Origin of the sequence: Cupriavidus consociatus, assembly GCF_017814975.1 — a bacterium.
GTDB classification, from domain to species: Bacteria; Pseudomonadota; Gammaproteobacteria; order Burkholderiales; family Burkholderiaceae; genus Cupriavidus; species Cupriavidus consociatus.
Genome location: NZ_JAGIQA010000011.1, coordinates 192,948 through 216,436 on the forward strand (window position 1 = coordinate 192,948; position 23,489 = coordinate 216,436).

The following is a 23,489-nucleotide window of genomic DNA, read 5'->3' on the forward strand; positions in this document are numbered from 1 at the left end:
CAGGCTGGAGAGAAGCAATGATCAAGGTATTGGGAATCGACGAGATTGTCTACGGCGCGGATGACTTTGACGCCTGCCGTGGCTTTTTCTCGGACTGGGGCCTGGCCATCAAGCGCGATGACGCGCAGGGCCTGGACTTCGAAACGCTGAACGGCTGCCGCGTGCTGGTGCGCCGCATCGACGATCCGTCGCTGCCGCCCGCGATCGAGGCCGGCCCGACGCTGCGCGAAGTGGTGTGGGGTGTCGAATCGCTGGCATCGCTCGATCATCTGGCCGGCGCGATCGCCGATGCGCCGGGCTTCATCAGGCAAGGCGAAGGCGACACGCTGCGCATCGGCTGCACGGACCCGAACGGCCTGGCCGTGCGCTTCCAGGTCACGCGCAAGCATGACGTGCAGGTCGAATGCGCGCTGATGAACACGTGGAACGACAAGCCGCGCATGAACCAGCGCAGCCCGATCTACGACCACGCCACGCCGATCGAAGTCGGCCACGTGGTGTTCTTTGTGAAGGACGTCAAGGCCACCGAGCAGTTCTATGTAGAGAAGTTCGGTTTCGTGCCCTCCGACCGCTATCCGGACCGTGGCGCGTTCCTGCGCTGCTCGGCGGACGGCGGCCACCATGACCTGTTCCTGCTGCAGCTGCCTGAACCGAAGAGCGGCCTGAACCACGTCGCCTTCACCGTGCGCGATATCCATGAAGTGTTCGGCGGCGGCATGCATGTCTCGCGCAAGGGCTGGGACACGCAGCTAGGCCCGGGCCGGCATCCGATTTCTTCGGCTTACTTCTGGTACTTCAAGAATCCCGCCGGCGGTTTGATCGAGTACTACGCCGATGAAGACCAGCTCGACGAACACTGGGAGCCGCGCGCCTTCGAACCGGGCCCGACCATGTTCGCCGAATGGGCGATCGAGGGCGGCATCGACGGCAACACCCGCCGCCAGAAGAACGCGGGCGGCCCGGCAGGCAAGTTCCTGACCGAGAAGCGGTAAGCAGAGAAGCGCAACAGAAGGAAGCAGCAATGAGTGCCCACCAGTCCCTGACCCTGCGCGTCCAGGCCATGCGCTTTGAAGCGCGCGGCGTGGTCAGCATCGAACTGCAAGATCCCGAAGGGAAGACCCTGCCCGAGTACAGCCCGGGCGCCCATATCGACCTGCACCTGGGCAACGGCCTGGTGCGCAGCTACTCGCTGTGCGGCGCGCCGGAAGCGCGCAACCGCTACACCGTGGGCGTGCTGCTGGACCGCGGCAGCCGCGGCGGTTCGCGCTACGTGCACGAGCAGCTGCGCGTGGGTGCCACGCTGACGGTGGGTGCGCCGCGCAATAACTTCGAGCTGGACGAGAGCGCCGCGCACACCGTGCTCGTGGCCGGCGGCATCGGCGTCACGCCGATCGTGTGCATGGCGCGCCGGCTGGCGGAACTGGGCAAGTCGTTCACGCTGGTCTACTGCGCGCGTTCGCGCGCCGAGGCGGCGTTCGTCGAAACGCTGTCGGCCTACGGCGACGCGGTGCGCTTCCACTTCGACGACGAAGCGGGCGCGCCGCCGGACCTGAAGGCCATGCTGGGCGATCAGGACGCGCAGACGCACTTCTACTGCTGCGGCCCCGGCCCGATGCTGAATGCGTTCGAGGCGGCATGCGAGGCGCATGCCTACCCCAACGTCCATATCGAGCGCTTTGCCGCCGACCCCTCGACCGAGGCGGTGCAGGAAGGTGAATACGTGGTGCAGCTGTCGCGCACCGGCTCGCTGGTCAAGGTGCCGTCGGGCAAGTCGCTGCTCGATGCGCTGCTCGATTCCGGCGTGGAAGTCGAGTACAGCTGCCGCGAAGGTGTGTGCGGCTCGTGCGAGACCGCCGTGCTGGAAGGCTGCCCGGACCACCGCGACAGCGTGCTGAGCAACAGCGAGCGCGCCAGCAACAAGACCATGATGGTATGCGTGTCGGGGTGCAAGGGCAGCAAGCTGGTGCTGGACTTGTAATTCGGCCTTGTAATTCCGCGATTGTGTTCTCCCCTCTCCCGCGCGCGGGAGAGGGGAGCAACCCCCGACGAATCAACCGAGAAGTACCGTGTTCACCCAGAGACAAGACGCAGCGTCCCCCGGCGCACCGGTGGCCGCCACCGCAGGTATCGTGACCACGGCCGACAGTGCCGGCCAAAGCGCCGCGGCCGCCGCCCGCGGCAGCGCGGTCACGCGCGGCAACATCGTCGCCCGCATCGAACGCATGCCGGGCAACGCCATGCATATCCGCGCCCGGCTGCTGATCGGCCTGGCCACCTTCTTCGACGGCTTCGACGTCATCGCCATTGCCGCCACGCTGCCGCTGCTGATCGCGCAGTGGTCGCTGACGCCAGTGCAGGTCGGCGTCCTGATCGCCGCGCCGTCGGTCGGCCAGCTGGTCGGGGCGCTGCTGTTCCCGGGGCTGGCCGAGCGCTTCGGGCGGCTGCGCTCGATCGGCTGGAGCGCGGGCATCATCGGCCTGATGAGCATTGCCTGCGGCCTGGCGCCGTCGTTCGAGATCTTCCTGCTGCTGCGCATCGTGCAGGGCCTGGGCCTCGGCGGCGAACTGCCGGTCGCCGCTACCTATATCAACGAAGTCACGCGCGCGCATGGCCGCGGTCGCTTCGTGCTGCTGTACGAGGTGGTGTTCCCGATCGGCCTGATGGTGTCCAACGGCGTCGGTGCCTGGCTGGTGCCGCATTACGGCTGGGAGGTGATGTACTTCATCGGCGGCGTGCCGCTGGTGCTGTTCTTCATCTTGAAGCGCGTGATCCCCGAATCGCCGCGCTGGCTGGCCGAGAAGGGCCGCCTGGAAGAGGCCGACGCCGCGCTGCGCGCGTTCGAGGCGCGCGCCAGGGGCCCGCTGCCGCCGCCGCAGAACGCCAGCGCCTACGACCGCATGACCCAGCACCCGCGCCGCCGCGTGCGCGACCTCGTCAGCAAGGCCTATCTGGGCCGCACGATCGCGGTGTGGATGCTGTGGGCGACCTGCGGCTTTATCCAGTACGGCCTGTCGACGTGGCTGCCCACGGTTTACAAGACCGTCTACCACGCGCCGCTGCAACTGGCGCTGAACCTGGCCGCGGGCGCTTCGGTGCTGGGCGTGGTGGGCTCGCTGGTGTGCGCGATGATCGTCGACAAGGTCGGCCGCAAGCCGGTGATCAACGTGTCGTTCCTGCTGTGCGCGCTGTCGCTGGTGCTGGCCGGCGTGTTCCACGCCTCGTCGGTGTACGTGGTGGCGACCTTCTGCGCGCTGGCGATGGGCTTCCTGGCCAGCGGCTTCATCACCGCCTACGTCTATACGCCCGAGCTATACCCGACCAGCGTGCGAGCGATGGGGTGCGGCCTGGGCGGCGCCTGGCTGAAGCTGGCCGCAATCTTCGCGCCGACGCTGATCGCCGGCACCATCGGCAACGGCACGCTCAATGTGGCGTTCTTCGCGCTGGCCGTGGTGCCCGCGCTGGCAGCCGTCACCGTTCACTGCTTCGGTATCGAGACCAAGGGGCAGGTGCTGGAGGAACTGGAGGTCTGAACGGGCGCGTGCTCGTCCCGTTCATCCTTGAAGGCCGCGCCGGGATTCCGGGGCGGCCTTTTTTCTTCGCATCAGCTCATGCGCGTGCCGGTGACGGCAACGACCTTGGCCCACCGCGCGATCTCGCCCTGCAGGAACTGCCTGAACTGCGCGGCGTCATTGCCCACCGGCACCAGGCCCTCGCCGCTCAGCCGCTTGCGCATCGCCGGCGAAGCCACCGCGGCCCGCACCGCTTTCTCCAGGTGCGCCACCACGTCGGCCGGCATGCCGGCCGGGCCGAGCAGGCCGTACCACGAGCTGTAGTCGAACCCGGGCAGCACGTCGGCAATCGACGCGACCTCGGGAAACGCGGCCAGGCGCTTCGGGCTGCTCACGCCCAGCCCCTTGACCTTGCCGGCCTGCAACAGCGGCTGCACCGTGGCGACGTTGCCCAGCAGCAGGTCCGCCTGGCCGGCAACCACGTCGGCCACGGCCGGTGCCGCGCCCTTGTAAGGCACGCTGACAAGATCGATGCCGGCCTCATGCTTGAGCATTTCGCCGGCCAGGTGGTTGGCGCTGCCGATGCCGGCCACCGCGAGGCTGAGCTTGCCTGGCCGGGACTTGGCCAGCGCGACCAGTTCGCGCACGTTGTTCGCACCCAGGTCCGGCCGCGACACCAGCAGCAGCGGAGAGCTGGCGATCAGCGACACTGGCGTGAAGTCCTTGAGCGGATCGAACGGCTTCTTCTCGAACAGCGCGGGATTGATCGCGTGGCTGGTGTAGCTGAGCAGCAGCGTGCTGCCGTCCGGCTCGGCCTTGGCCACGGCCGTTGCGGCAATATTGCCCGCCGCGCCGCCGCGGTTCTCGACGATGAAGGATTGCCTGAGGCGCTGCTCCAGTTCGGCGGCCAGTGCGCGGGCCACCAGGTCGGTGCCTCCGCCGGGCGTGGCGCCGACCAGCACCCTGGTTACCGCAGGCGCGGCACGCAGGCCGGCCGGCAGCAATGTGCCGGCGGCCAGCAGCGCGAGGAATTCGCGTCGTTGCATGGTTTGTCTCCGTTTCTCTCGTTATGGTTCTGGCGATGGGGGGATCGCTGTCGGCTGGTTGCCGCCGCGGCGTTCAGGCGGCAGTCACTTCGGCTGCGCTGGTTGCCTGGGCGGCCAGGATGCGCGCCATGTCTTCCTGTCGCACCAGCGGGCGCCAGGTTTCGAACAGCATGCCGAGCGCTGCCGCCTGGCGCTTCTCATAGCCGAGGAAGGCCTGCGTGATGGCGCTGCCGCGCACGCCGCCGCGTACCGATCCCGCCCGCACGTCGCCGTAGTACTCCTTCCAGTCGTCCGGCAGCGGCTGCGAGCCGGGCACGGCCAGCCACAGGCGGAACAAATGGCGCTTGCGGTCCGGTTCTTCATGGTCTTCGAAGGGCGTGCGCGAATGCAGCGTGACGTAGTTGTTCAGCAGCTGCATGTCGCCCTGTTCCAGTTCCATGGTGAAGCAGAGTTCGTCGCTGGGCATCAGTGCGTCGAGCAGGTCCAGTGCCTCGACCTGTGCCGGCGTCAGGCGCGGCAGTTCCGGGAAATCGCGCTGGGCGGCGTCGGTGTTCTTGCGGTTGGTGCGCGCCGAGAAGAATTCCGGATGGCTGCCGAAGATCGGGCAGCGGTAGTAGGGCGGCTGCGACGGGTCCTGCGTGCCCTGGTAGCTGTGGAAGAACGTGCCTTCGAGCACCGGGATCAGGTCCGGGCGCCGCTGCTGCACTGCCTCGTAGAGCGCGATCGAGCTGATCACCTTGCTGGTGCCGCCGGACCTGGCGGTGCGGCGGCATAGCAGGCCCACCACATCGCAGGAGTCCTGGTGGAAGTCGAGCCCGGCATTGGTGTTATAGCCGCGCCCGCCCTTGACCTTGTACTCGCCGCCCTCGTTGCGCACGTCGTTCATGAATTCGCTGGCGCGGTTCTGCGTGCGTCCCACGCCCATGTAGAGGCTCATGCCCCAGTAGGCGAGGCGCGATTCTTCCTCGGTCCATTCGTCGACGGGAAAGCCCTTGACCAGGCACATGCCCCAGCCGCCTTGCGTGATGTCGATGGCCCGCTTGAGCACGCCGCGCGCGGCCTCGTTCAGCGGGAAGTCGGCCTGTTCCATGTCCAGCAGCGGCTTGCCCAGTGTTCTCGCGTGGCTGAGGGCGTCGCGCATGCCCTGGATCTCGGCTTCGGTCATGCGCAAGACCCAGCTACGGTCTTCGCGGGCATGGCGGGCGGTCCAGGGCAGGGGGCGTTTGGAAGTGGCGATGGCTGGCATGTCTGTGGTCTCCTCTGTATAGGGCTATAGGGCTATAGGGCTATAGGGCGCGCAACGTTGGAACCGAGTCTATCGGGCTTGCCTATCATTAGAAAAGCGAACATATTTGAGCTTCTTCGTAAGAGTTTTTGATGAAGATTGAGACCTTCCATACGCTTGAAGCGGTGCTGCAGACCGGTACATTCGCGGGTGCGGCGCGCCAGGCCAACGTCACGCCGAGCGCCGTCAGCATGCAGATGAAGCATCTGGAGCGGTATCTGGGCAGGCCGCTGTTCGACCGCTCCGGGCTGCAGGCGCGGCCGAACCAGCTGGCTCACGAGGTGGCCGACACCATGCGCCAGGCGCTGCAAAGCCTGGAGGCATTGCGCGTCGGCGGCGGGTTGGTGGTGGAGGGGGTGGTGCGGCTCGGGGTGATCGAATCGCTGCAGCCGGTCGTCCTGCCCGGCATCGTGCGCCATGTCCGGGAACGTCATCCCCGGCTCGAACTGCGGCTGGTGCGCGGGCGCAGCAGCACGCTGACGGCGTCGGTCAAGGCCGGGGATATCGACGCCGCCCTGGTGGCACAACCGGTATCGGGCGGTTCGGCACGGCTGCGCTGGACGCCGATGATGCGGCGCGAACTTGTGATGATTGCGCCCCCTGGCGCGACCGAGACCAACGTGGCGTCGCTGTTCCGCCTTTACGACTGGATCCGCTATGACCGGAATACCGTGTCAGGCGCCATGGCAGCGCAGTTCGTGCATGCACACGTCTCCGAGATCCGCGGCACGCTGGAATTCGACAGCGCGCCCGCAATCGTGGCGATGGTCAGTGGGGGGCTCGGGGTGTCGATCCTGCAGGGCCCCGATCCGACGCTGGTGCAGAACTACCCCGTGCGCCTGGTACGGCTGGGCCGCGCGGCGCCGGTGCTGACGCTGTCGATGGTGACGCGCAAGGGCGATGACGATAACCGCTCGGTGGCGGCGGTGCGCGATGCGATGCGGCTGACGCTGGCCGCATACCAGCGCCAGCAGGTGGCCGGGCGGCACTGAGGCGCGCCGGGCTCCCTTTCTGCTCAGGCCTGCGCCCGCAGCAGCTTGCGCAGCCCCTGATAAACCGCCTCCCTTTCCTCCGGCGACAGCATCCGGATCACTTCCGCCTGGCCCTTGCGAGCCAGCGGCATCACCTGGTCGTGCAGCGTCGCCCCGGCTTCGGTGATGGCGCAGATCAGCTTCTTGCGCGGGGTGTTGCCGGCCGACGTCAGCCGGACCAGCCCGCGGTCTTCCAGCAGCCGCAGCGTGCGGCTGACCAGTGCCTTGTCCGAGGTCGATTGCGTGACCAGCTCGGAGAAGGGCAGTTCTTTCGCATGCGCCAGCAGCGCCAGAATGCGCCACTCCGGCACGGTCAGGCCGAACTGCTCGGCGTAGGGCTTGGTAACGGTGCTGCGCAGCACCGTCACCAGCTGGCTCAGCATCGTAGTGAGGAAATTATCGACGGTCAGGCCGTTGCCGGCCTCGTCGAGGTCGGTCCACGGGCTGGCAATCAGGTCTGGCGCGGGCTGGCCCTGGGCGGGCGCGGCGTCACGGGGCATGCGGTCCTCTTGTCTGGTGTCTGCCGGCCGGGCTTGTCCGGGCCGGTGGGCGGCCAGATTGTCTCACAGGCGACAGCGAGTCCGGCACCAATGTCTCGTCATTTTCAGTGGGGAAAAATCCATCGTCACACATCAAAAGTCAATTGGTGATTTCAGTAAGTTGAGTTGTCAATATTGGGGACCTACAGTAAGTACGTTCCTGATGTGAACATGCGTTTTGCTAATAAAACATCCGTAGAGATGTGATCCCCGAGCCAACCCCGTTTTCGCGGTGCGCACAACAGCCCACTCCAACGCCGCGAATGCGCCCCCACAGGAATTGTTGATGAGACATGATCGCCCCCGCCGTCTTTTCCTTGCCGCCACTGCCATGGCAGCGATCACACTTGCCGCGGGCAGCGCGGTGGCCGCGCCCTATCCGGCAAAGACCGTGACCATGGTCGTGGCCTATCCGCCGGGCGGCGATACCGACGCCATGGCGCGGCTGTACGCCGACAAGCTGTCCGCGCGCCTGAAGCAGCCGGTGATCGTCGAGAACCGACCGGGCGCAGGCGGCGTGGTCGGTGCCAGCTTTGTCAGCCGGGCGCCTGCCGACGGCTACACGCTGCTCTACACGCCGAACCCGTTCACGCTGGCACCGATGGTCCTCAAACTGGCGCCCGCGGCCAGCTACGACCCGCTGCACGGCTTCACGCCGGTGATCCACACCGCGGTGCAGGCGGTGCTGCTGGTGGCCAACCCGGCCGCGGGCGTCAAGACCGTGCCGGAGATGATCGCGGCGGCCAGGGCGGGCAAGGCCTTTACCTATGGCAGCCCGGGTGCCGGGTCGCCGATGCACGTCGCCGGCGAAATGCTGAACCGCGCCGCCGGCGTGAAGATCCAGCACGTGCCGTACAAGGGCGTGGCGCCGGCAGTCAATGACGTGGTGGCAGGGCATGTGAACTTCGCCTACGTCACGCTAGGGCCGGTCGCGCAGTACATCAACACCGGCCGCCTGATCCCGCTGGCGATCACGGACGCGAAGCGCTCGTCGCTCCTGCCCAACGTGCCGACGCTGGCGGAGCTTGGCTACAAGGATGTGGTGGTCGGCGCCTGGCATGGCGTGATGGCGCCCAGGGGCACGCCGCCGGAAGTGGTCAAGGTGCTGAACCAGCAGCTCAACGAAGTCATCCGCCTGCCCGATGTGGCCGAGAAGATGGCCACCTTCGGCGCCATCCCGGTGGGCGGCGCGCCGGCCGCGCTCGACAAGGTCAACGCGGGCGACTACGAGCGCCTGGGCAAGGTGATCCGCGATCTCGGGATCACCGCGGAGTGAGGGCAGCCAGCGCATTCATGCAACACGTAATTTGCCACACGACACGCAGGAGGCCGGCATGAGCAAGGCCATCGTGGGAACGTCCACGCCGCAGGTGACCGCGCGGGAAAAGGTCATGGGGCGCGCGCAGTATGCCGGCGACATCAAGCTGCCCGGCATGCTGCACGCCAAGGTATTGCGCAGCCCGCACCCGCATGCGCGCATCGTCGGCATCGACACCTCGGCAGCGCGCGCGCTGCCCGGCGTGAAGCTGGTGGTGACCGGGCACGACGTGCCCGCCCGCAACTGGGGCCCGCACCGCAAGGAGCAGCGCATCCTGGCCTGCGGCGTGGTGCGCCACGTGGGCGAGGAAGTGGCGGCGGTGGTGGCCGTCAGCGACGAGGTGGCGCGCGATGCGCTGGACCTGATTCGCGTCAAATACAAACCGCTGCCGGCATTACTGACGCCGGCGGCGGCGCTGGCCGAGGGCGCGCCGGAACTGCACGCCGGCACGCGCAATATCGGCCACGAAATGCGCATCGAGCGTGGCGACGTGGAAGCGGGCTTTGCCGTGGCCGCCGCCGTGTATGAGGCCACCTACGAAATGCATTCGCAGTACCCGGGCTACCTGGAGCCGATGGCCTCGGTCGCCGTGCAGGACGGCAATGGCCGGCTGACGCTGTGGGCCTCCACCCAATCCGTGTTCCTGGCGCGCATGCGGCTGGCCGAGGCGCTGGAGCGGCCGGTGTCGACCATCCGCGTGGTGCAGGCCACCACCGGCGGTGGCTTTGGCGCCAAGATCGTCGAGGAGAACAACAGCCTGATCTGTGCCTTCCTGGCCAGCAAGCTGGACCGACCAGTGCGGTTCGTCAACAACCGGCTGGAGGACTTCCAGGGCGCGCGCGCCAGCGTGCCGATGACGGTATGGTTGCGCATGGGCCTGTCCGCGGACGGCATGATCGTGGCCAAGGATGTGCGCATCACCGCCGAGTGCGGCGCGTATGCCGGCCTCGCCGGCGACGTCATGCACGTCACCGCCATGCGCAGCGACAACATGCATCAGGTGCAGAACGTGCGCTCGCACGCGGTGATGGCCTATACCAGCAATCCACCGCGCGGCGCGTTCCGCGGCTTCGGCGGGCAGCAGATGCAGTTCCCGCTGAACTGCCACCTGACCGTGCTGGCCGGGATGCTCGGCATTGACCCGATCGAAGTGCACAAGCGCAATGCGATTCCCGCCGGCGCGACCAGCGTGCATGGCTGGAAGATCAGCAGCACCGGCATGCTCGAGTGCCTGGAAATGACGCGCAAGGCGATCGGCTGGGACCAGAAGCGCATGGCGCCGCGCGGGACCGGCACGCGCCGGCGCGGCGTTGGCATCGCGGCGGCGATGCACGTCAGCGGCAACCGCACGCTGGGCAACTGGGACGGCTCGACCATCCTGCTCAAGCTCAACGAAGACGGCCGCGTGATGCTGCAGACCAGCGAATGCGACATGGGGCAGGGCGCCAATACCATGCTCAGCCAGATCTGCGCGCAGGAACTGGGCATCCCGCTGGCGCACGTGACGGTGATGGCGCCAGATACCGATACCGCCCCGTTCTGCCTGGGCTCTCTGGCATCGCGCGTGACCATCATTGCCGGCAACGCGGCGCTGCGCGCCGCGCGCGAGGCGCGGCACAAGCTGCTGACGCTGGCCGCGGAGAAGCTGGGCGTCGCGGCCGAGCATCTGACGATTGCCGATGGCCGCATCGTTGCAACCGAGCAACCTGACAAGTCCGCCACGCTGGCCGAGATCGCGCGGCTGCATATCTTCCGTCACGGCGGCGAAGGCATCCATGTGCGCGCCACCTATGACGCGCCTACCGTGATGCATGACGCAAGCTACTACGGCAACGTCGCGCCGTCGCACTCGTTCGCGGCGCAGGCGGTCGAGGTGGAAGTCGACACCTGCACCGGCCAGGTCACCGTGATCGACAGCTTTGTCGCCGACGACTGCGGCAAGGCCATCAACCCGCTCGCGGTGCATGGCCAGACCCATGGCGCCACCGTGCAGGCGATCGGCTGGGCACTGTATGAAACCCTGCACTACGAGGAAGGCCGCCTGATGAACGGCAACTTTGCCGACTACACCATGCCCACTGCCGACGCGGTGCCGATGCTGCGCACCGACGTGGTCGAATCGAACGATCCCAACGGGCCGTATGGCGCCAAGGGCGCCAGCGAGACTGCGATCCTGCCGGGCGCGGCTGCGATCGCCAATGCGGTGTTCGATGCGGTAGGCGTGCGCATCCAGTCGCTGCCGATCACGCCGGAGAAGGTGCTGGCGGGTTTGCGCGCGCTGCAGCTGCAGGACGCGGAGGCCGCCCATGCGTGATTTCGAATTCCTGGAGCCGGCGTCGTTGGCCGAAGCCAGCCGCATGCTGGCCGACCTTGGCGACAGCTGCCGCGTCTTTGCCGGCGGCACCGCGCTGATGCTCGGCATGCGGCAGCGCATGCTGACGCCCAGCCACCTGGTGTCCCTGGGCCGGCTCGAGGCGCTGCGCGGCATCGGCTTCGATGCCCGCGACGGACTGCGCATCGGCGCGCTGACGCTGCATGCCGAGGTGGCGCGTTCACCGCTGGTGCAGGTGCATTACCCCATGCTGGCCAGCATGGCCGCGCGCGTCGCCAACCCGCAGGTGCGCAACCAGGGCACCATCGGCGGCAACCTCTGCTACGCCGATCCGGCGACCGATCCGCCGGGCTGCCTGATGGCGCTGGAGGCGCAGGTCGTGGTCAGCGGCAGCGGCGGCGAGCGCGTGATCCCCATCGAAGACTTCCTGGTCGACTACTACGTCACCGCGCTGGCGCCCGACGAGGTGGTCATGCAGATCCGCCTGCCCGCGCCGGGCGCGGGCGCCGACGGCCGTTACGCGCGCTTCCTGCGCACCGCCGCCGAGCACCGGCCGCTGGCCAGCGTGGCGCTGGCGGTGCGCCGCGAAGGCGCGTTCTGCGTGGAGGCCCGTCTGGCAGTGGGCGCGTCGACGCCGGTCCCGGCACGCCTGCGCCGCGCCGAAGCGTTGCTCGCGGGCAAGACCGTGACGGCTGAACTGGCCGCCGAGGCGGCCGCCATCGTCGCCGTGGATATCAATGCGGTCTCGGACATGCGCGGCTCGGATACGTACCGCCGCGAGATGGTGCGCGTGGTCGCGCGCCGCACCATTGCCGGGCTGTTCGGCGTGGCCTCGGAGTAAGGAATCGCCATGAACAAAGTCAGTATCGAACTCACCGTCAACGGTGAAGAACACCAGGTCGAGGTGCCGGCCCGGCGCCTGCTTTCGGACCTGCTGCGCGACGACCTCAACCTGACCGGCACCAAGCGCGGCTGCGAGACCGGCATCTGCGGCGCCTGCTCCGTGCTGGTGGACGGCGAGGTGGTCAAGTCCTGCCTGATGCTTGCCGTGCAGGTGCGCGGGCGCCACGTGATGACAGTGGAGGGGCTGGCTGCCGACGGCCAGCTGCATCCGCTGCAGCAGTGCTTCATGGACAACGGCGGGCTGCAGTGCGGCTATTGCACGCCCGGCTTCCTGATGGCGTCGTGCGCGCTGCTTGCCAATAATCCCAACCCGACGGAAGACGAAGTCCGCCACGGCCTGAACGGCAATCTTTGCCGCTGCACCGGCTATGTGGGCATCGTCGAATCCGTGCTGTCCGCCGCGGAGAAAATGCGTGGAAATTGAAAAGACCCTTGTGACCGCGGCGCCGCCGGCGCGCGTGTGGGAGCTGCTGCTCGACCCCAACGTGATGGGCGCCTGCGTGCCCGGCATGGAATCGATCGAGGTGCTGAGCGATGTCGAGTACATCGCGCATATGGCGGTGAAGATCGCCTTCATCAACGCGCGCTTCCGGCTGCATACGAAGATCGTGGAGACCCGTGCGCCGCATTACCTGCGTACCGAGGGTACCGGCGAGGACGCATCGGTGGCGAGTTCGCTGCGCCAGTCCAGCGAGATCTTCCTGACCGGACAGGAGGATGGCTCGACGCAGTTGCGCATCAGGGTGCAGGTGGATGTGCTGGGGCGGCTTGGCACGTTCGGGCTGAGCGTGATGAAGACCAAGGCGGATCGGATGTGGGATGAGTTTGGGGCCAACCTGCTGGCGCGGCTGTCGCCGCAGGGGCAAGGGCAATCACAAGCGCAATCACAACCGCAAGCGGTAGCCAAGCCGCAGCCGTCCGCGCCGGTCCGCACGCAACCTGCCGCCGCGCCTGCCGCCAATGGCCATGCGGTGCTGCCGCCGCCGGCTGAGCCCGGCCTGTTTGCGCGGCTGCTCGGGCGTGGCGGTGCCGCACGCGGGCCGCTGAGCGATATTTGTGTGGAGTTGCGGCGTCGCGACGAGACGATCGTGGTGCGATGGCCTGCGGCGCAGGGGGAGCAGTGTGGGGCTTGGTTGCGGGAGTATTTGAGGTGAGGGGGTGTTTTTTCTGGCGTTGCGGCTGGGATCTGGTGGCTATTTGATCTGCCCTGGTTTCGCCCCTGAAGGGGCGAGTCACTTTTGCCCGAGCGGCAAAAGTAACCAAAAGCGCGTTACCGTCCTGGGCGGACGGCCACTCTTATCGTAGTGGGCAAAGGCTCTCGTACGGGGCGTTGCTTCGTTGCAGAGCAGGACTGCCTGCCGCCGTGGTGCGCCACCCTGGCCGGGATTGACGCGGTGATTGAACGAGCCCAGAGCTGTGCGTGGCCCCTGCTGCTTGGGTCAGTGTAGGAACGCCTACGGCTGCGCTGCGCGCCGGCAGTATCTCAGGTCAGGGGCTCTGGCATGAAACGCGTCGCTCCGCTCGCTTTGCGCTATCGCGGGTGAGGCTGCAAGCCTTTCCCTGCCCGCTTGCTTGCTCCCCTCTCCCGCTTGCGGGAGAGGGGCCGGGGGTGAGGGCCGGCGCCTCAACGAAGTATTGAACGTCAAGTGCCCAAGCCCGTCCCCAAAAGAAGGGGTCTCGTCCGCAGAACAGTTACCCTATCGCCTTCAGGCGTGATATATGAGTGCGTTACGCCAAGACCGAAACCTGCAGAGACAGACCATGACCACCGATACGCCGCAAGAGGACGACAAGGACAGCGGCCAGGACAAGTACATCGTGCCCGGCCTGGAGCGCGGCCTGCGGCTGCTGGGCGAGTTCAGCAGCCGCGAGCGCACCCTGTCCGCCGCCGACCTGGCGCGCCGCCTCAAGGTGCCGCGCTCGACCGTGTTCCGGCTGCTGGCCACGCTGGAAATGATGGGCTTTGTCGAGCGCACCGATGGCGGGCGCGAATTCCGCCTGGGCATGGCGGTGCTGCGGCTGGGCTTTGACTACCTCGCCTCGCTGGAACTGACCGAGCTGGGCCGGCCGCTGCTCGACCGGCTGCGCGACGAGATCCACTACCCGTGCAACCTGGTGGTGCGCGACGGGCGCTCGATCGTCTACGTGGCCAAGTCGGTGGCGGCGCGGCCGTTCGCCAGCACGGTCAACGTCGGCACGCGGCTGCCGGCGCATGCAACCGTGCTGGGCCGGGTGCTGCTGGAAGACCTGACGCTGGAAGAACTGCGGGCGCTGTACCCGGAAGACCGGCTCGAAGTGTATTCCGAGAGCACCCCGCGCACGGTCCAGGAGTTGTACGAAATGGTCCAGCGCGACCGCGAGCGTGGCTACGTGCTGCATGAAGGCTTCTTCGAGGCCAGCATCTCCACCATCGCGGCGCCGGTGCGCGACCGCACCGGCAAGGTGGTGGCGGCGCTCGGTGCCACCATCCCCGCCGCGCGCATCGAACCCGACCAGCTGGATGGCATGGTCGAGAAAGTCAGGCAGGCGGCGGCGGAGCTGTCGCGTCTGCTCGACTACCGTCCGGTCATGCCGAAACCGTTTGTATAAGGCAGCAACATGCAGCAACTCAGGCTATCGAAGCGTTCGCCGCGCCGGCGCCAATGGCTGGGCGCGGCCGTTGTCCTGGCCGCGGCCATGTCCGGGCAGACAGCGCAGGCGGCTACCTGCGCCAACGTGCGCATCGTGGTGCCGTTTCCCGCCGGTGGCCCGGCCGACCAGTTGGCGCGCACGCTCGCGCACGGCCTGCAGCAGAAGCGCGGCACGCCCTTCGTGGTCGACAACAAGCCTGGCGCCAACGGCAATATCGGCATCGACACCGTGCGGCGCGCGCCTGGCGACGGCTGCACGCTGCTGGTGGCGCCGGCCGGCAACCTCACCATCAATCCCACGCTGATGCCGGCGCTGACGTACAACGTCGAACGCGATTTCCGCGCGGTATCGCTGCTGGCGGGCTCGCCCAACGTGCTGGCGGTGCACCCGTCGGTCAAGGCGAACAGCGTGCAGGAACTGGTGAAACTGGCGCAGCAGGCCGACAAGAGCGGCAAGCCGCTGGGCTACGCCAGCCCCGGCGTCGGCAGCGGGCTGCACCTGGCGGGCGAGCTGTTCCGCCACAAGGCCGGCATTGCGCTGCTGCACGTGCCGTACAAGGGCACCACGCAAGCGCTCAACGACGTGGTCGGTGGGCAGGTGCCGATGCTGTTCGGCACCTGGCCGACACTGGCGCCGTTCATCCAGTCGGGCCAGCTGCGCGCGCTGGCCGTGACGCAGGCCAGGCGCTCGCCGGCGGCGCCGGGCGTGCCGTCGCTGGCGGAGCAGGGCGTGGGCGGCATCGATGTCAGTTCCTGGTATGCGCTGCTCGCGCCCAGGGCCACGCCGCAGCAGGCGGCGGATGCGCTGAGCGCCGACGTGCGCGCCTTGCTGGCTACGCCGGCAGTGCGCGCGGAGTTGCAGCGCCAGGGCATGGAACCGGCCGGCAGCACGCCGCAGGCGCTCGAGGCGCGCATCCGCCAGGAAACCGCGTCGTGGGCAAAGCTGATCCGCGAGTACGGGATTACCGCGGAATAGAGGCAGACGGCGGGGGCAGACGGTGGCAAACGGTGGCAAACGGTGGCGCTCGGCGCGAGCCGTTGGCACTCAGCGCTGGCGCTCAGGACGGTAACCCAGCAGCGCCGACAGGTCGCGCGCCGCCGACCTGACTTCCTTCTCCACGCGTTCGCGCAGCGTGCCGTCCTGCTCGAAACGCTGCTGCGGTCCCGCCACGCTCAGGGCGGCGACGACTTCGCCATCGGCGCCGCGCACCGGTGTCGCGCACGAATCGATCCCGGGTTCGTAGGCCGAAAAACTCCAGGCGCAGTCGCGCTCACGGTCGGCGGCAAGGATATCTGCCAGGCGTGCATGGGTAGCCGGGCTTTGGCCGGTCACGGTCGGCAGCGGGTCCGGGCCCAGCAACTCCCTCAGTGTTTCCGGCGGCAGACCGGCAATCAGCATGCGGCCGGGCGTGGTCAGATGCGCCGGTATGCGGCTGCCGACCTGGATGTTGCTGACCAGCGTGGCCGCCGGCATATGGCGCAGCAGGTAGAGCGCATGGCCGCCGTCGCGCACCACCAGGTATGCGGACAGCTGCAGCGAGCCGCTCAGCCTTGCCAGCACGCGCGCGGCCAGGCTGGTCAGGTCGTTCGATGCCAGCACGCGCGACGCGAGCTTGAGGAAATTGAAGCCGACCTGGTGGCCGCCATGCGGCAGGCGTTCGACCATGCCTTCGTGCTCGAGCGTGTCGAGCAGCCGCATCACGGTGACGCGGTTCACGTCGATGCGGCGGCCGACCTCGCTCAGGTTGGCGGTGGAGCCGCCTTCGGCGATATAGCGCAGCAGGCGCAGGCCGCGGATCACCGGCGAGACCAGCTGGGCTTCGCGGGCGTCTTCGGCTTCGGCGCTGTCGTCGGGGTGGGTTTCGGTCGGCGGGCGGGACTTGGGCATTAAGGTTTTACTGTAAACGGAAGACGGCCGCGTGCGGGGCCGTCAGGCTGGTGGCAATAATCCAATCGCGAAGGCCGTCGGTCTCCGAAGACGTTGCCATTTGCCATCACCCTTGGCAAACGCTCCCCTCTCCCGCGTGCGGGAGAGGGGAGCAAACCGCCAGCGTACGTTCACCCCAGCGCCACGTTCCAGGCGTCGTAATCGTACACCCAGTCGGCATTGCCGCCTTCCTTGAGCCACGCATTGCTGCGCGAGCCGATCTGGATGCGGCTGGTGCGCTCGTGGCGCGCGGACTGGTAGCGGGCCAGCGCCGCGGGCACGGCGGCAGCGCCATCCTTCGCCGCATCAGCCAGGCAGCGCGCCAGCACCACGCCATCCTCGATCGCCATGCCGGCGCCCTGCGCCATGAATGGCATCATCGGATGGCAGGCATCGCCCAGCAGCGTGACCGGGCCGCGCGACCACTGCGGCAGCGGGTCGCGCACGTACAGCGCGGAAATCAGCACGTCGTCGCAGACATCGAGCAGCGCGCGCGCCTCCGGATGGAAGCCGGCATAAGCGCAGCGCAAGTCCTCCACGCGGCCCGGCGTGGTCCATGACTCGTGCCGCCATGTTTCCTGCGCCACGGTGGCAAAGATAAAGATGTCGCGGCCGCGGTTGAGCGGGAAGGTGACGATCTGCGTGGCGGCATCCGGACCCCACCACTTGGTGAAGGCGCCAAGGTTTGGCACGCCGGCCAGCTTTTCGGCGGGCACCACGGCGCGGTACGCCACCACGCCGGTAAAGATCGGGCTTTCCTGGCCGAGCAGCGCGGTGCGCACCATGGAATGGATGCCGTCGGCGCCGACCAGCACGTCGACGCGCTCCTCCGTGCCATTGGCAAAGCGCAGCGTGGCGCCGCCAGCGTCCGGCGCGATGGCCACCGCCTTGTGACCCAGGCGCACGTTTGCGGCGGGCACTGCGGCCTCGAGCGCGGTCATCAGGTCGGCGCGATGCATGGTGAGCTGCGGGGCGCCGTAGCGGTGTTCGGCGTCGTCCTGCATCGGCAGGCGCGAGGTTTCCGCGCCGGTATCCCATGTGCGGCTGATCCGGTGCGAAGGCCGCGCCGCGGTCTCGCGCAGCGCGCCGCCGACGCCCAGGCCGTCCAGCGCGCGCACCGCGTTGGGCGTCAGGTTGATGTCCGCGCCGACGCGGGCAAAGCGCGGCGCCTGCTCATAAACCACCGCGTCGAGGCCGAGCTTGCGCAGCGCGATGGCCGCCGCCAGTCCGCCGATGCCGGCGCCGTTGATGCCGATCTTCAAAGTCATGTTGCCGTTCCGGTAACGCCAGCGAGGCGTTCCGGAACCGGGTGGGGCGCGCGCTGACCTGTTATGTTCATAAATGAACGATATGTTCATAAAAAGTCTATGCGTACGAGGGATCAAGCGTCAACCAAGGGTTAACGCGTAATGGGGAGCTATTCCGGTCGTCCGACGCCCTGCGCCGTTGGGGCCGATCAATGCATGGATCGAGCTGCGCCGGACTTGCAGGTTGACGCCGTTGATCGCGGTAAAGCCGCGGAACGACTTGCCGAGGTTGCGGGTCGCCAGGATCAGGCCTTCATGCGGCATGGACGTGCCTCCTTGTCGTTGGCCGCCACCTTGCCGCGGCGCAATCAATGGCGCGCCATGCTCAACCCTCCACCGGCAGCGTCGCGATCGCATACGCGTGGCGCAGGATGCGGCCCAGCACCGGGTCTTCCAGCTCGATTTCGAAACGCTGCGCCGGGCGGATGCCGCCGATGGCCGGCAGCGTGCCGCACAGCATCGCCGAGCCCTCGCGGAAGCTGCCGCCGTGCCCGGCAAAGCGGCCGAGCAGGTCGCCCGGCGAGCGCATCGCCGTCACCGCGCCTTGCTGGTACAGCACGCGCTCGCCGTCAATGGTGGCGTACGAGCGCAGCACGAGCTGGTCCCAGTGGCCTTCCACCTCAGCCAGCTTCCACAGCGTCTGCGCGCAGGGCTTTTCGCACATCTGCTTGGACACGGTGATGTCGTAGGTCTCCGCCTCGCGGTCGGTGTGGTCCGAGGCGATGCCTACCAGGATCTCGCCGCCATCGTTGACGAGCAGGAATTCCGCTTCGCCGCTGCTGGCTTCGCCGCTGACCTGGATCTCCGGCGCGGCGCCCAGCCGTCCGGCGGCAACGCGGTAGAACACCGGCGTGTAGGGCGGCCGCTTCACGCCAAGCTCTTCCAGTTCGCGGATATGGGCTTCCAAGGCCTCGACGTCGCGGCCGGTCCATCCCGCCACAACCAGCTGGCGGATGGCGACGGCGCGTTGCGACTTGCCCTGGCGGCTGTCGATATCAAAGGTAAGGGTCTTCATGTTGAGGGGCTCTCTGTGCGGGGGAGGGGCGGCCGGCGTCAGCGCCGGCCGCATGGTGGGGCAGGCTTACTTCCTGACCAGCGGACAGGCGCTGGCGCTGAGCGGGCGGAACGCTTCGCTGGCCGGGATCACGCTCTTGATCTTGTAGTAGTCCCACGGACGCTTCGATTCCTGCGGCCGCTTGACTTCGACCAGGTACATGTCGTGCACCATCAGGCCGTCGGCGCGTATGGTGCCGTTGGTGGCGAAGAAGTCGTTGACCGGGGTGGCGCGCATCCTGGCGAGCACGGCATCGCTTTCGTCGGTGCGCGCGGCCTGGATCGCCTTCAGGTAATGGATGGTCGACGAATACACGCCGGCATGGACCAGCGTCGGCATCTTGCCGGTCTTGGCGAAGAAGCGCTGCGACCACGCGCGCGTGGCGTCGTCGCGGTCCCAGTAGAACGAAGTCGTCAGCGTCATGCCCTGCGCGGCCTGCAGTCCGAGGCTGTGGACGTCGCTGATAAACATGTGGAGGCCCGCCAGCCGCTGCTTGCCGTTGGTGTTGATGCCGAAGTCCGCCGCGGTCTTGATCGCGTTGACGGTATCGGCGCCGGCATTGGCCAGCGCGATCATGCGGGCGCCGGACGCCTGCCCCTGCAGCAGGTACGACGACAGGTCGGGGGAGTTGATCGGATGCTTCGCCTTGCCCTTGAGCGTGCCGCCGACGCTCGAAAGCGCCTCGGTGCCGTCTTTCTCCAGCGACGCGCCCAGGGCATAGTCGACGGTGAGGAAGTACCAGCTGTTGTCGCCACGGCGGCTCAGCGCCTTGACCGTGTTGGCGGCGAAGGCGTAGGTGTCGTACGAATACTGGATGGTGTAGGGCGAGCAGTCCTCGTTGCTGAGCCGCGTGGTGCCGGCGCCGCTGGCGATGACGATCTTGTGCTTGAGCTTGCCCAGGTTGGACACGGCCAGCGCCACCGATGACGGCAGCGCATCCTGGATGGCATCGACCTTCTGGTTGTCGAACCACCCGCGCGCCAGCGTGGCGGCCACGTCGGTCTTGTTCTGGTGGTCGGCGCTGACCACCTGCACGGGCGCGCCGAGCACCTTGCCGCCGAAGTCGTCGACGGCCATCTGCGCGGCAACTACCGAACCCTTGCCGCCGATGTCGGAGAAGATGGACGACATGTCGGTGAGCACCCCGATCTTGACGACGCCATCGCTGACGGGGGCGGGGTCGGCCGCCACGGCGGTTCCCGAGATGAGGCTGGCGCAGGCGAGCGCGGCCGCGCCGATGCGGATATCAGGCATGTTGTCTCCTTGGGTCTTTGTAGGAATAGTGGGTACTGCTCTGGGAGAGCGCTTACCTGAACGCCTGCCGCAGCGCCGCTTCCACGGCCAAGCCGATCGCCAGCAGCCTGCGGTCGGCGCCGTGCCGGCCGAACAGCATCAGTCCCACCGGCGCTTCGCCGGGGCGGTGGCAAGGAACCGACAGCGCGCACAGGTCGAGCATGTTGGCGATGGCCGGATTGCGCAGCAGCAGCCGGTTGGTGGCGAAGAAGGCGTCGTTGTCGCCAAGGTCGGCGATGCGCGGCGCCATGATCGGCACGGTCGGCAGCACCACGGCGTCGAAGCCCGCCAGTTCGGCGTCCGCCTGCCGGCACAGCGCGGCACGGCGATCGCGCATGCGCAGGTAGTCTGCGGCGAGCTGCCCGTCGGCCAGCCGGATGCGTGACAGCACGCGCGGGTCGTAGCGGTCGGCGTGCGCCGTCATCAGCTTGCCGTGCCAGGCGCTGGCCTCGGCGGCCACCAGCCCGCCGCCGTGGCCGAGTTCGCCGAGCTGGCCCCAGGTGTCGAAGTCCACGTCCTGCAGCAGCGCGCCCGCGGCGGACAGCCGGCGCAAGGCCTCGCTGAACGTCTGCGCGACCGTGTAGTCGATCCCGTCCAGCACCATCCCGCCGGGCACGGCCAGGCGCAGTCCGGCGAGGCTGGCCGGCGCCGCGGGTGGCGCTTCGCCGGCCATTACCGCGTCGACCGCGGCGCAGCAGGCCACGGTATTGGCCAGGCAGCCGACCGAGTCATAGCTGGGCGACAGCGGCACGGTGCCCTGCAGTGGCACCCGGCTCGCGGTGGGCTTGAAGCCGACGATGCCGCACAGCGCCGCCGGAATGCGGCAGGAGCCGCCGGTGTCCGAGCCGATCGCGGCGAGCGCCATGCCGTCGCTCACCGAGACCGCGGCACCGGACGACGAGCCGCCCGGAATGCGCCCGGCCTGCCGGTCGAACGGATTGCGCGGCGTACCGTAGTGCGGATTGATGCCGACGCCGGAATAGGCGAACTCGGTCATGTTGGTCCGGCCGACGAAGACCGCGCCCGCGGCGCGCAGCCGCGCAATGGCTGGGGCATCGGTGCCGGCGGCGCGCTCGGGCAGCACCTTCGCGCCGGCGCGGGTGACATCGCCCTGCACATCGAACAGGTCCTTCACAGACACCGGCACCCCGGAAAGGGCGCCGGCCACGCCCTGTTCGCGCAGCATGTCGCTGGCTTGCGCCTGCTTGCGCGCAGCCATGCTGACGCCGTGCGGGAAGACGCGCGCGCCTTCGCCGCCGGGATTGCAGATGCGTTCGACACACGAGGCCAGCAGGGACAACGCATTGGCGCTGCCGTCGGCGAGCTGGCGCTTGGCGGCGGCTACGGTGGCTTCCATGATCAGGCCGGGTCGTAGTAGTGGATTTCCAGCAGCATGCAGCCGCCGTCGGAGCGGAACGGACCGTGGAAGGCGCCGGGCGGGCGGCAGGCGTACGTGTTGGGCTCGAAGGCTTCGCCGCCGTTGCCGTTTACATCGTTGCCGACGGTCAGGTCGCCGCTGAGCAGGTACACCTCCTCCCAGTACTCGTGGACGAACGGCGCCTTGGTGAAGATGCCCGCATCGAAGCGCAGCAGGCGGGTCCGGCTGCCGCGGCGGCCGCTTTCGTCCAGCGCGCCGGACAGGATCTTCTGCTGGATGCCGGCGGGGTAGCCTTCCGGCACTTCCCAGCCGGAGGAGAGGTCCAGGGTATGGAACTCGTCGTGAAGCTTGTTGATTGCCATGCTGATCTCCGTTATCGAGGCAAGGATGGGGAGCGTGTCGGGGAGCGGGTTGGTCTCGCTGCGCTCAGGCGGCCTGCGGCAGACGGGCCAGTTCGTCTTGCAGGGAATAGCTGCCGAGCATGTTGTCGACCAGGCCCGACGCGCGTTTCCAGTCATAGGTGCGGTAGGCATGGCCCTTGGTGACGAAGGTCGCGCCGGCGTAGAACATCTCGTACTGGTTGTGGCGCGAGGCAAACTCGGAGCCGACCGCGTCCCAGGCGAGCTTGAAGAACTTGACGCGCTCCTCCGCGCTGCAGACCGGCGACTTCTGCGTCTTGGCGATGATGTCGGCCAGCGTGGGGTTGGCGAAATCCTCGATGCTGGAGGGCAGCATGATCATGCCGCCGCCGGCCAGCTCGCGCAGCGTGTTCAGCACCTTGGCGTAGAGCTGCTGCGTCACCACCTGCGAGCCGTACAGCATGCCGCGGTCGGGGATGAAATAGCCGTTCTGGTTGACCTGGCCCTTGGCTTCCATGCCGTAAACCCAGGCCTCGACCATGCCCGCCTCGGCGGCGAGCTGGCCCAGCAGTTCCTTGACCTGCGGAAAGCCCGCGGTGCCATTGATCTCGGTGATGCGATGCGCCAGGCCGACCAGGAAGCGCAGCTTGACCATCAGCCGCACCTGGCACTGGTAGTTCTGGTAGACGTGCGCCGGGGTGGCGTGGAACTGCTTCGCGCACATGGCGACGTCGCCCGCGACGAAGATCCGTTCCCACGGCACCTTGACGTCGTCGAAGTAAAGCACCGCATCGTTCTCGTCGAAGCGGCTAGCCAGCGGGTTGTCGAAGACCGAGGTGGCGCTGGCTTCGTATGACTTGCGCGACATCACCTTCAGGCCCTTGCTGTTCATCGGCACGGCAAAGGACAGCGCATACATCTCGTCGCCCTCGCGCAGCGGCTGGATGCAGCTGCAGAAGACCTCGTTGGCCATGATGCCGCTGGTGGCGAGCATCTTCGCGCCGCGCACGGTGATGCCTTCCGCGTCCTGGTCCACGATGCCCACCGCCAGGTACTTGTCTTCCTGCTCGTGCGCCGCCTTGGCCTGGTTGGCCTGCGGGTTGACGATCACATAGGTGAGGAACAGGTCGTTGTCGCGGGCGTAGCGGTAGTAGTCGCGCAACGCGCCGGCGCGCGCCGGATCGGCCTGCTCAAGCACGTCGATGCCCATGTACATGCCGGAGATGCACGACGCGACATGGTCGGGCGAGCGGCCCATGAAGCCGTAGTGCAGCGCGGTCCAGGCCTCCAGCATCTCGCGGCGCTCGACCAGCTCGTTGTAGCTGGCAGGGAGCTGCCAGATGCGGCTGACGCGCCGGTCGCTGCCTTCGGGCCGGAAAGTCATCCTGTCGGCGTTCTCGGGACGCGCCTGGAAGTCGTACAGACTGGCATAGCTGCGGATCGAGTTGCGGAAGGCGGGGTGCACCGTGACGTCGGTGACGCGCTTGCCATCCAGGTACACTTCGCGCCCATCGCGCAGCATGGCGATGTGCTGGTTACCGGTCTTGATCATGTCGTTCTCCTGTGCTGACTGCTTGT

Annotated in this window: 21 protein-coding genes and 1 pseudogene; 11 read left to right on the forward strand and 11 right to left on the reverse strand. The window is 67.8% G+C overall.

Annotated elements, in window-relative coordinates:
• The first annotated feature begins 17 nt into the window (after window positions 1-17).
• The 3 genes from J8I82_RS17085 (at window position 18) to J8I82_RS17095 (ending at window position 3,530) form a co-directional block, all read left to right on the forward strand.
• Window positions 18-992: a VOC family protein gene (locus J8I82_RS17085; RefSeq protein WP_209759533.1), complete on the forward strand. Its 975-nt coding sequence runs from the start codon at window positions 18-20 to the stop codon at window positions 990-992.
• 29 nt (window positions 993-1,021) lie between these two features.
• A complete protein-coding gene (locus J8I82_RS17090) occupies window positions 1,022-1,978 on the forward strand; it encodes a PDR/VanB family oxidoreductase (protein ID WP_209759535.1) in 957 nt (318 codons plus the stop codon).
• Between the two features lie 130 nt (window positions 1,979-2,108).
• Complete coding sequence (locus tag J8I82_RS17095) at window positions 2,109-3,530, forward strand: MFS transporter (RefSeq protein ID WP_431831555.1); 1,422 nt, start codon at window positions 2,109-2,111, stop codon at window positions 3,528-3,530.
• A 71-nt stretch (window positions 3,531-3,601) separates the two neighbouring features.
• Here J8I82_RS17095 and J8I82_RS17100 read toward each other — a convergent pair whose 3' ends face one another.
• Together J8I82_RS17100 and J8I82_RS17105 are read right to left on the reverse strand one after the other, a co-directional pair.
• Window positions 3,602-4,555: a tripartite tricarboxylate transporter substrate binding protein gene (locus J8I82_RS17100; RefSeq protein WP_209759537.1), complete on the reverse strand. Its 954-nt coding sequence runs from the start codon at window positions 4,553-4,555 to the stop codon at window positions 3,602-3,604.
• Between the two features lie 73 nt (window positions 4,556-4,628).
• Window positions 4,629-5,801, reverse strand: a complete 1,173-nt coding sequence (locus tag J8I82_RS17105; RefSeq protein WP_209759539.1) for a TauD/TfdA family dioxygenase — start codon at window positions 5,799-5,801, stop codon at window positions 4,629-4,631.
• 131 nt (window positions 5,802-5,932) lie between these two features.
• On the opposite strand from J8I82_RS17105, the gene J8I82_RS17110 reads away from it, so the two are divergent.
• The gene (locus J8I82_RS17110) at window positions 5,933-6,832 is read left to right on the forward strand and encodes a LysR family transcriptional regulator (RefSeq protein ID WP_209759541.1); all 900 of its coding nucleotides are present in this window, start codon (window positions 5,933-5,935) and stop codon (window positions 6,830-6,832) included.
• A 23-nt stretch (window positions 6,833-6,855) separates the two neighbouring features.
• On the opposite strand, the gene J8I82_RS17115 is transcribed toward J8I82_RS17110, so the two are convergent.
• Window positions 6,856-7,371 carry a MarR family winged helix-turn-helix transcriptional regulator gene (locus J8I82_RS17115; protein ID WP_209759543.1) on the reverse strand — a complete coding sequence of 172 codons (516 nt, stop codon included), beginning with the start codon at window positions 7,369-7,371 and terminating at the stop codon, window positions 6,856-6,858.
• A gap of 370 nt (window positions 7,372-7,741) precedes the next feature.
• Between J8I82_RS17115 and J8I82_RS17120 the strand changes: the two genes are divergently transcribed.
• The 7 genes from J8I82_RS17120 (at window position 7,742) to J8I82_RS17150 (ending at window position 15,569) form a co-directional block, all read left to right on the forward strand.
• Window positions 7,742-8,686: a Bug family tripartite tricarboxylate transporter substrate binding protein gene (locus J8I82_RS17120; protein WP_245179836.1), complete on the forward strand. Its 945-nt coding sequence runs from the start codon at window positions 7,742-7,744 to the stop codon at window positions 8,684-8,686.
• Between the two features lie 58 nt (window positions 8,687-8,744).
• The gene (locus J8I82_RS17125; protein WP_209759547.1) at window positions 8,745-11,042 is read left to right on the forward strand and encodes a xanthine dehydrogenase family protein molybdopterin-binding subunit; all 2,298 of its coding nucleotides are present in this window, start codon (window positions 8,745-8,747) and stop codon (window positions 11,040-11,042) included.
• On the forward strand, window positions 11,035-11,901 hold the full coding sequence (locus tag J8I82_RS17130) for an FAD binding domain-containing protein (protein WP_209759549.1): 867 nt from the start codon (window positions 11,035-11,037) through the stop codon (window positions 11,899-11,901). The genes J8I82_RS17125 and J8I82_RS17130 overlap by 8 nt, the downstream gene beginning before the upstream one ends.
• Before the next feature lie 9 nt (window positions 11,902-11,910).
• On the forward strand, window positions 11,911-12,387 hold the full coding sequence (locus tag J8I82_RS17135; RefSeq protein WP_029047248.1) for a (2Fe-2S)-binding protein: 477 nt from the start codon (window positions 11,911-11,913) through the stop codon (window positions 12,385-12,387).
• Entirely contained in the window at window positions 12,377-13,117 is a 741-nt protein-coding gene (locus tag J8I82_RS17140) for an SRPBCC family protein (RefSeq protein ID WP_209759551.1), read from the forward strand. The genes J8I82_RS17135 and J8I82_RS17140 overlap by 11 nt, the downstream gene beginning before the upstream one ends.
• 607 nt (window positions 13,118-13,724) lie before the next feature.
• The gene (locus J8I82_RS17145) at window positions 13,725-14,552 is read left to right on the forward strand and encodes an IclR family transcriptional regulator (RefSeq protein WP_209759553.1); all 828 of its coding nucleotides are present in this window, start codon (window positions 13,725-13,727) and stop codon (window positions 14,550-14,552) included.
• Window positions 14,553-14,561: 9 nt separating this feature from the next.
• Window positions 14,562-15,569 (forward strand): tripartite tricarboxylate transporter substrate binding protein, encoded by a 1,008-nt coding sequence (locus J8I82_RS17150; RefSeq protein WP_209759555.1) that lies wholly within the window; start codon window positions 14,562-14,564, stop codon window positions 15,567-15,569.
• A gap of 69 nt (window positions 15,570-15,638) precedes the next feature.
• Here J8I82_RS17150 and J8I82_RS17155 read toward each other — a convergent pair whose 3' ends face one another.
• The 8 genes and pseudogenes from J8I82_RS17155 to J8I82_RS17190 form a co-directional block, all read right to left on the reverse strand.
• Window positions 15,639-16,481: an IclR family transcriptional regulator gene (locus J8I82_RS17155; RefSeq protein ID WP_209759557.1), complete on the reverse strand. Its 843-nt coding sequence runs from the start codon at window positions 16,479-16,481 to the stop codon at window positions 15,639-15,641.
• Between the two features lie 170 nt (window positions 16,482-16,651).
• Window positions 16,652-17,788 (reverse strand): FAD-dependent monooxygenase, encoded by a 1,137-nt coding sequence (locus J8I82_RS17160; protein ID WP_209759559.1) that lies wholly within the window; start codon window positions 17,786-17,788, stop codon window positions 16,652-16,654.
• A gap of 159 nt (window positions 17,789-17,947) precedes the next feature.
• Window positions 17,948-18,091, reverse strand: a pseudogene (locus tag J8I82_RS17165) (ABC transporter ATP-binding protein); the annotation flags it as partial.
• Window positions 18,092-18,152: 61 nt separating this feature from the next.
• Window positions 18,153-18,842 (reverse strand): DUF2848 domain-containing protein, encoded by a 690-nt coding sequence (locus J8I82_RS17170; RefSeq protein ID WP_209759561.1) that lies wholly within the window; start codon window positions 18,840-18,842, stop codon window positions 18,153-18,155.
• A gap of 66 nt (window positions 18,843-18,908) precedes the next feature.
• Entirely contained in the window at window positions 18,909-20,135 is a 1,227-nt protein-coding gene (locus tag J8I82_RS17175) for an ABC transporter substrate-binding protein (protein ID WP_209759563.1), read from the reverse strand.
• Between the two features lie 52 nt (window positions 20,136-20,187).
• Window positions 20,188-21,531: an amidase gene (locus J8I82_RS17180; protein WP_209759566.1), complete on the reverse strand. Its 1,344-nt coding sequence runs from the start codon at window positions 21,529-21,531 to the stop codon at window positions 20,188-20,190.
• A 2-nt stretch (window positions 21,532-21,533) separates the two neighbouring features.
• Window positions 21,534-21,914, reverse strand: coding sequence for a cupin domain-containing protein (locus tag J8I82_RS17185; RefSeq protein WP_209759568.1), 381 nt, complete (start codon window positions 21,912-21,914; stop codon window positions 21,534-21,536).
• Window positions 21,915-21,978: 64 nt separating this feature from the next.
• Window positions 21,979-23,463, reverse strand: coding sequence for a 4-hydroxyphenylacetate 3-hydroxylase family protein (locus J8I82_RS17190; protein ID WP_209759570.1), 1,485 nt, complete (start codon window positions 23,461-23,463; stop codon window positions 21,979-21,981).
• Window positions 23,464-23,489: the final 26 nt, after the last annotated feature.

Bases quoted from the DNA above. Each gene is read 5' to 3' on its own strand.
- J8I82_RS17185 (WP_209759568.1), bottom strand. From the start codon at position 21,914: ATGGCAATCAACAAGCTTCACGACGAGTTCCATACCCTGGACCTCTCC.
- J8I82_RS17190 (WP_209759570.1), bottom strand. From the start codon at position 23,463: ATGATCAAGACCGGTAACCAGCACATCGCCATGCTGCGCGATGGGCGC.
- J8I82_RS17085 (WP_209759533.1), top strand. From the start codon at position 18: ATGATCAAGGTATTGGGAATCGACGAGATTGTCTACGGCGCGGATGAC.
- J8I82_RS17175 (WP_209759563.1), bottom strand. From the start codon at position 20,135: ATGCCTGATATCCGCATCGGCGCGGCCGCGCTCGCCTGCGCCAGCCTC.
- J8I82_RS17170 (WP_209759561.1), bottom strand. From the start codon at position 18,842: ATGAAGACCCTTACCTTTGATATCGACAGCCGCCAGGGCAAGTCGCAA.
- J8I82_RS17155 (WP_209759557.1), bottom strand. From the start codon at position 16,481: ATGCCCAAGTCCCGCCCGCCGACCGAAACCCACCCCGACGACAGCGCC.
- J8I82_RS17120 (WP_245179836.1), top strand. From the start codon at position 7,742: ATGGCAGCGATCACACTTGCCGCGGGCAGCGCGGTGGCCGCGCCCTAT.
- J8I82_RS17115 (WP_209759543.1), bottom strand. From the start codon at position 7,371: ATGCCCCGTGACGCCGCGCCCGCCCAGGGCCAGCCCGCGCCAGACCTG.
- J8I82_RS17135 (WP_029047248.1), top strand. From the start codon at position 11,911: ATGAACAAAGTCAGTATCGAACTCACCGTCAACGGTGAAGAACACCAG.
- J8I82_RS17125 (WP_209759547.1), top strand. From the start codon at position 8,745: ATGAGCAAGGCCATCGTGGGAACGTCCACGCCGCAGGTGACCGCGCGG.
- J8I82_RS17090 (WP_209759535.1), top strand. From the start codon at position 1,022: ATGAGTGCCCACCAGTCCCTGACCCTGCGCGTCCAGGCCATGCGCTTT.
- J8I82_RS17105 (WP_209759539.1), bottom strand. From the start codon at position 5,801: ATGCCAGCCATCGCCACTTCCAAACGCCCCCTGCCCTGGACCGCCCGC.
- J8I82_RS17160 (WP_209759559.1), bottom strand. From the start codon at position 17,788: ATGACTTTGAAGATCGGCATCAACGGCGCCGGCATCGGCGGACTGGCG.
- J8I82_RS17180 (WP_209759566.1), bottom strand. From the start codon at position 21,531: ATGGAAGCCACCGTAGCCGCCGCCAAGCGCCAGCTCGCCGACGGCAGC.
- J8I82_RS17100 (WP_209759537.1), bottom strand. From the start codon at position 4,555: ATGCAACGACGCGAATTCCTCGCGCTGCTGGCCGCCGGCACATTGCTG.
- J8I82_RS17150 (WP_209759555.1), top strand. From the start codon at position 14,562: ATGCAGCAACTCAGGCTATCGAAGCGTTCGCCGCGCCGGCGCCAATGG.
- J8I82_RS17145 (WP_209759553.1), top strand. From the start codon at position 13,725: ATGACCACCGATACGCCGCAAGAGGACGACAAGGACAGCGGCCAGGAC.
- J8I82_RS17130 (WP_209759549.1), top strand. From the start codon at position 11,035: ATGCGTGATTTCGAATTCCTGGAGCCGGCGTCGTTGGCCGAAGCCAGC.
- J8I82_RS17110 (WP_209759541.1), top strand. From the start codon at position 5,933: ATGAAGATTGAGACCTTCCATACGCTTGAAGCGGTGCTGCAGACCGGT.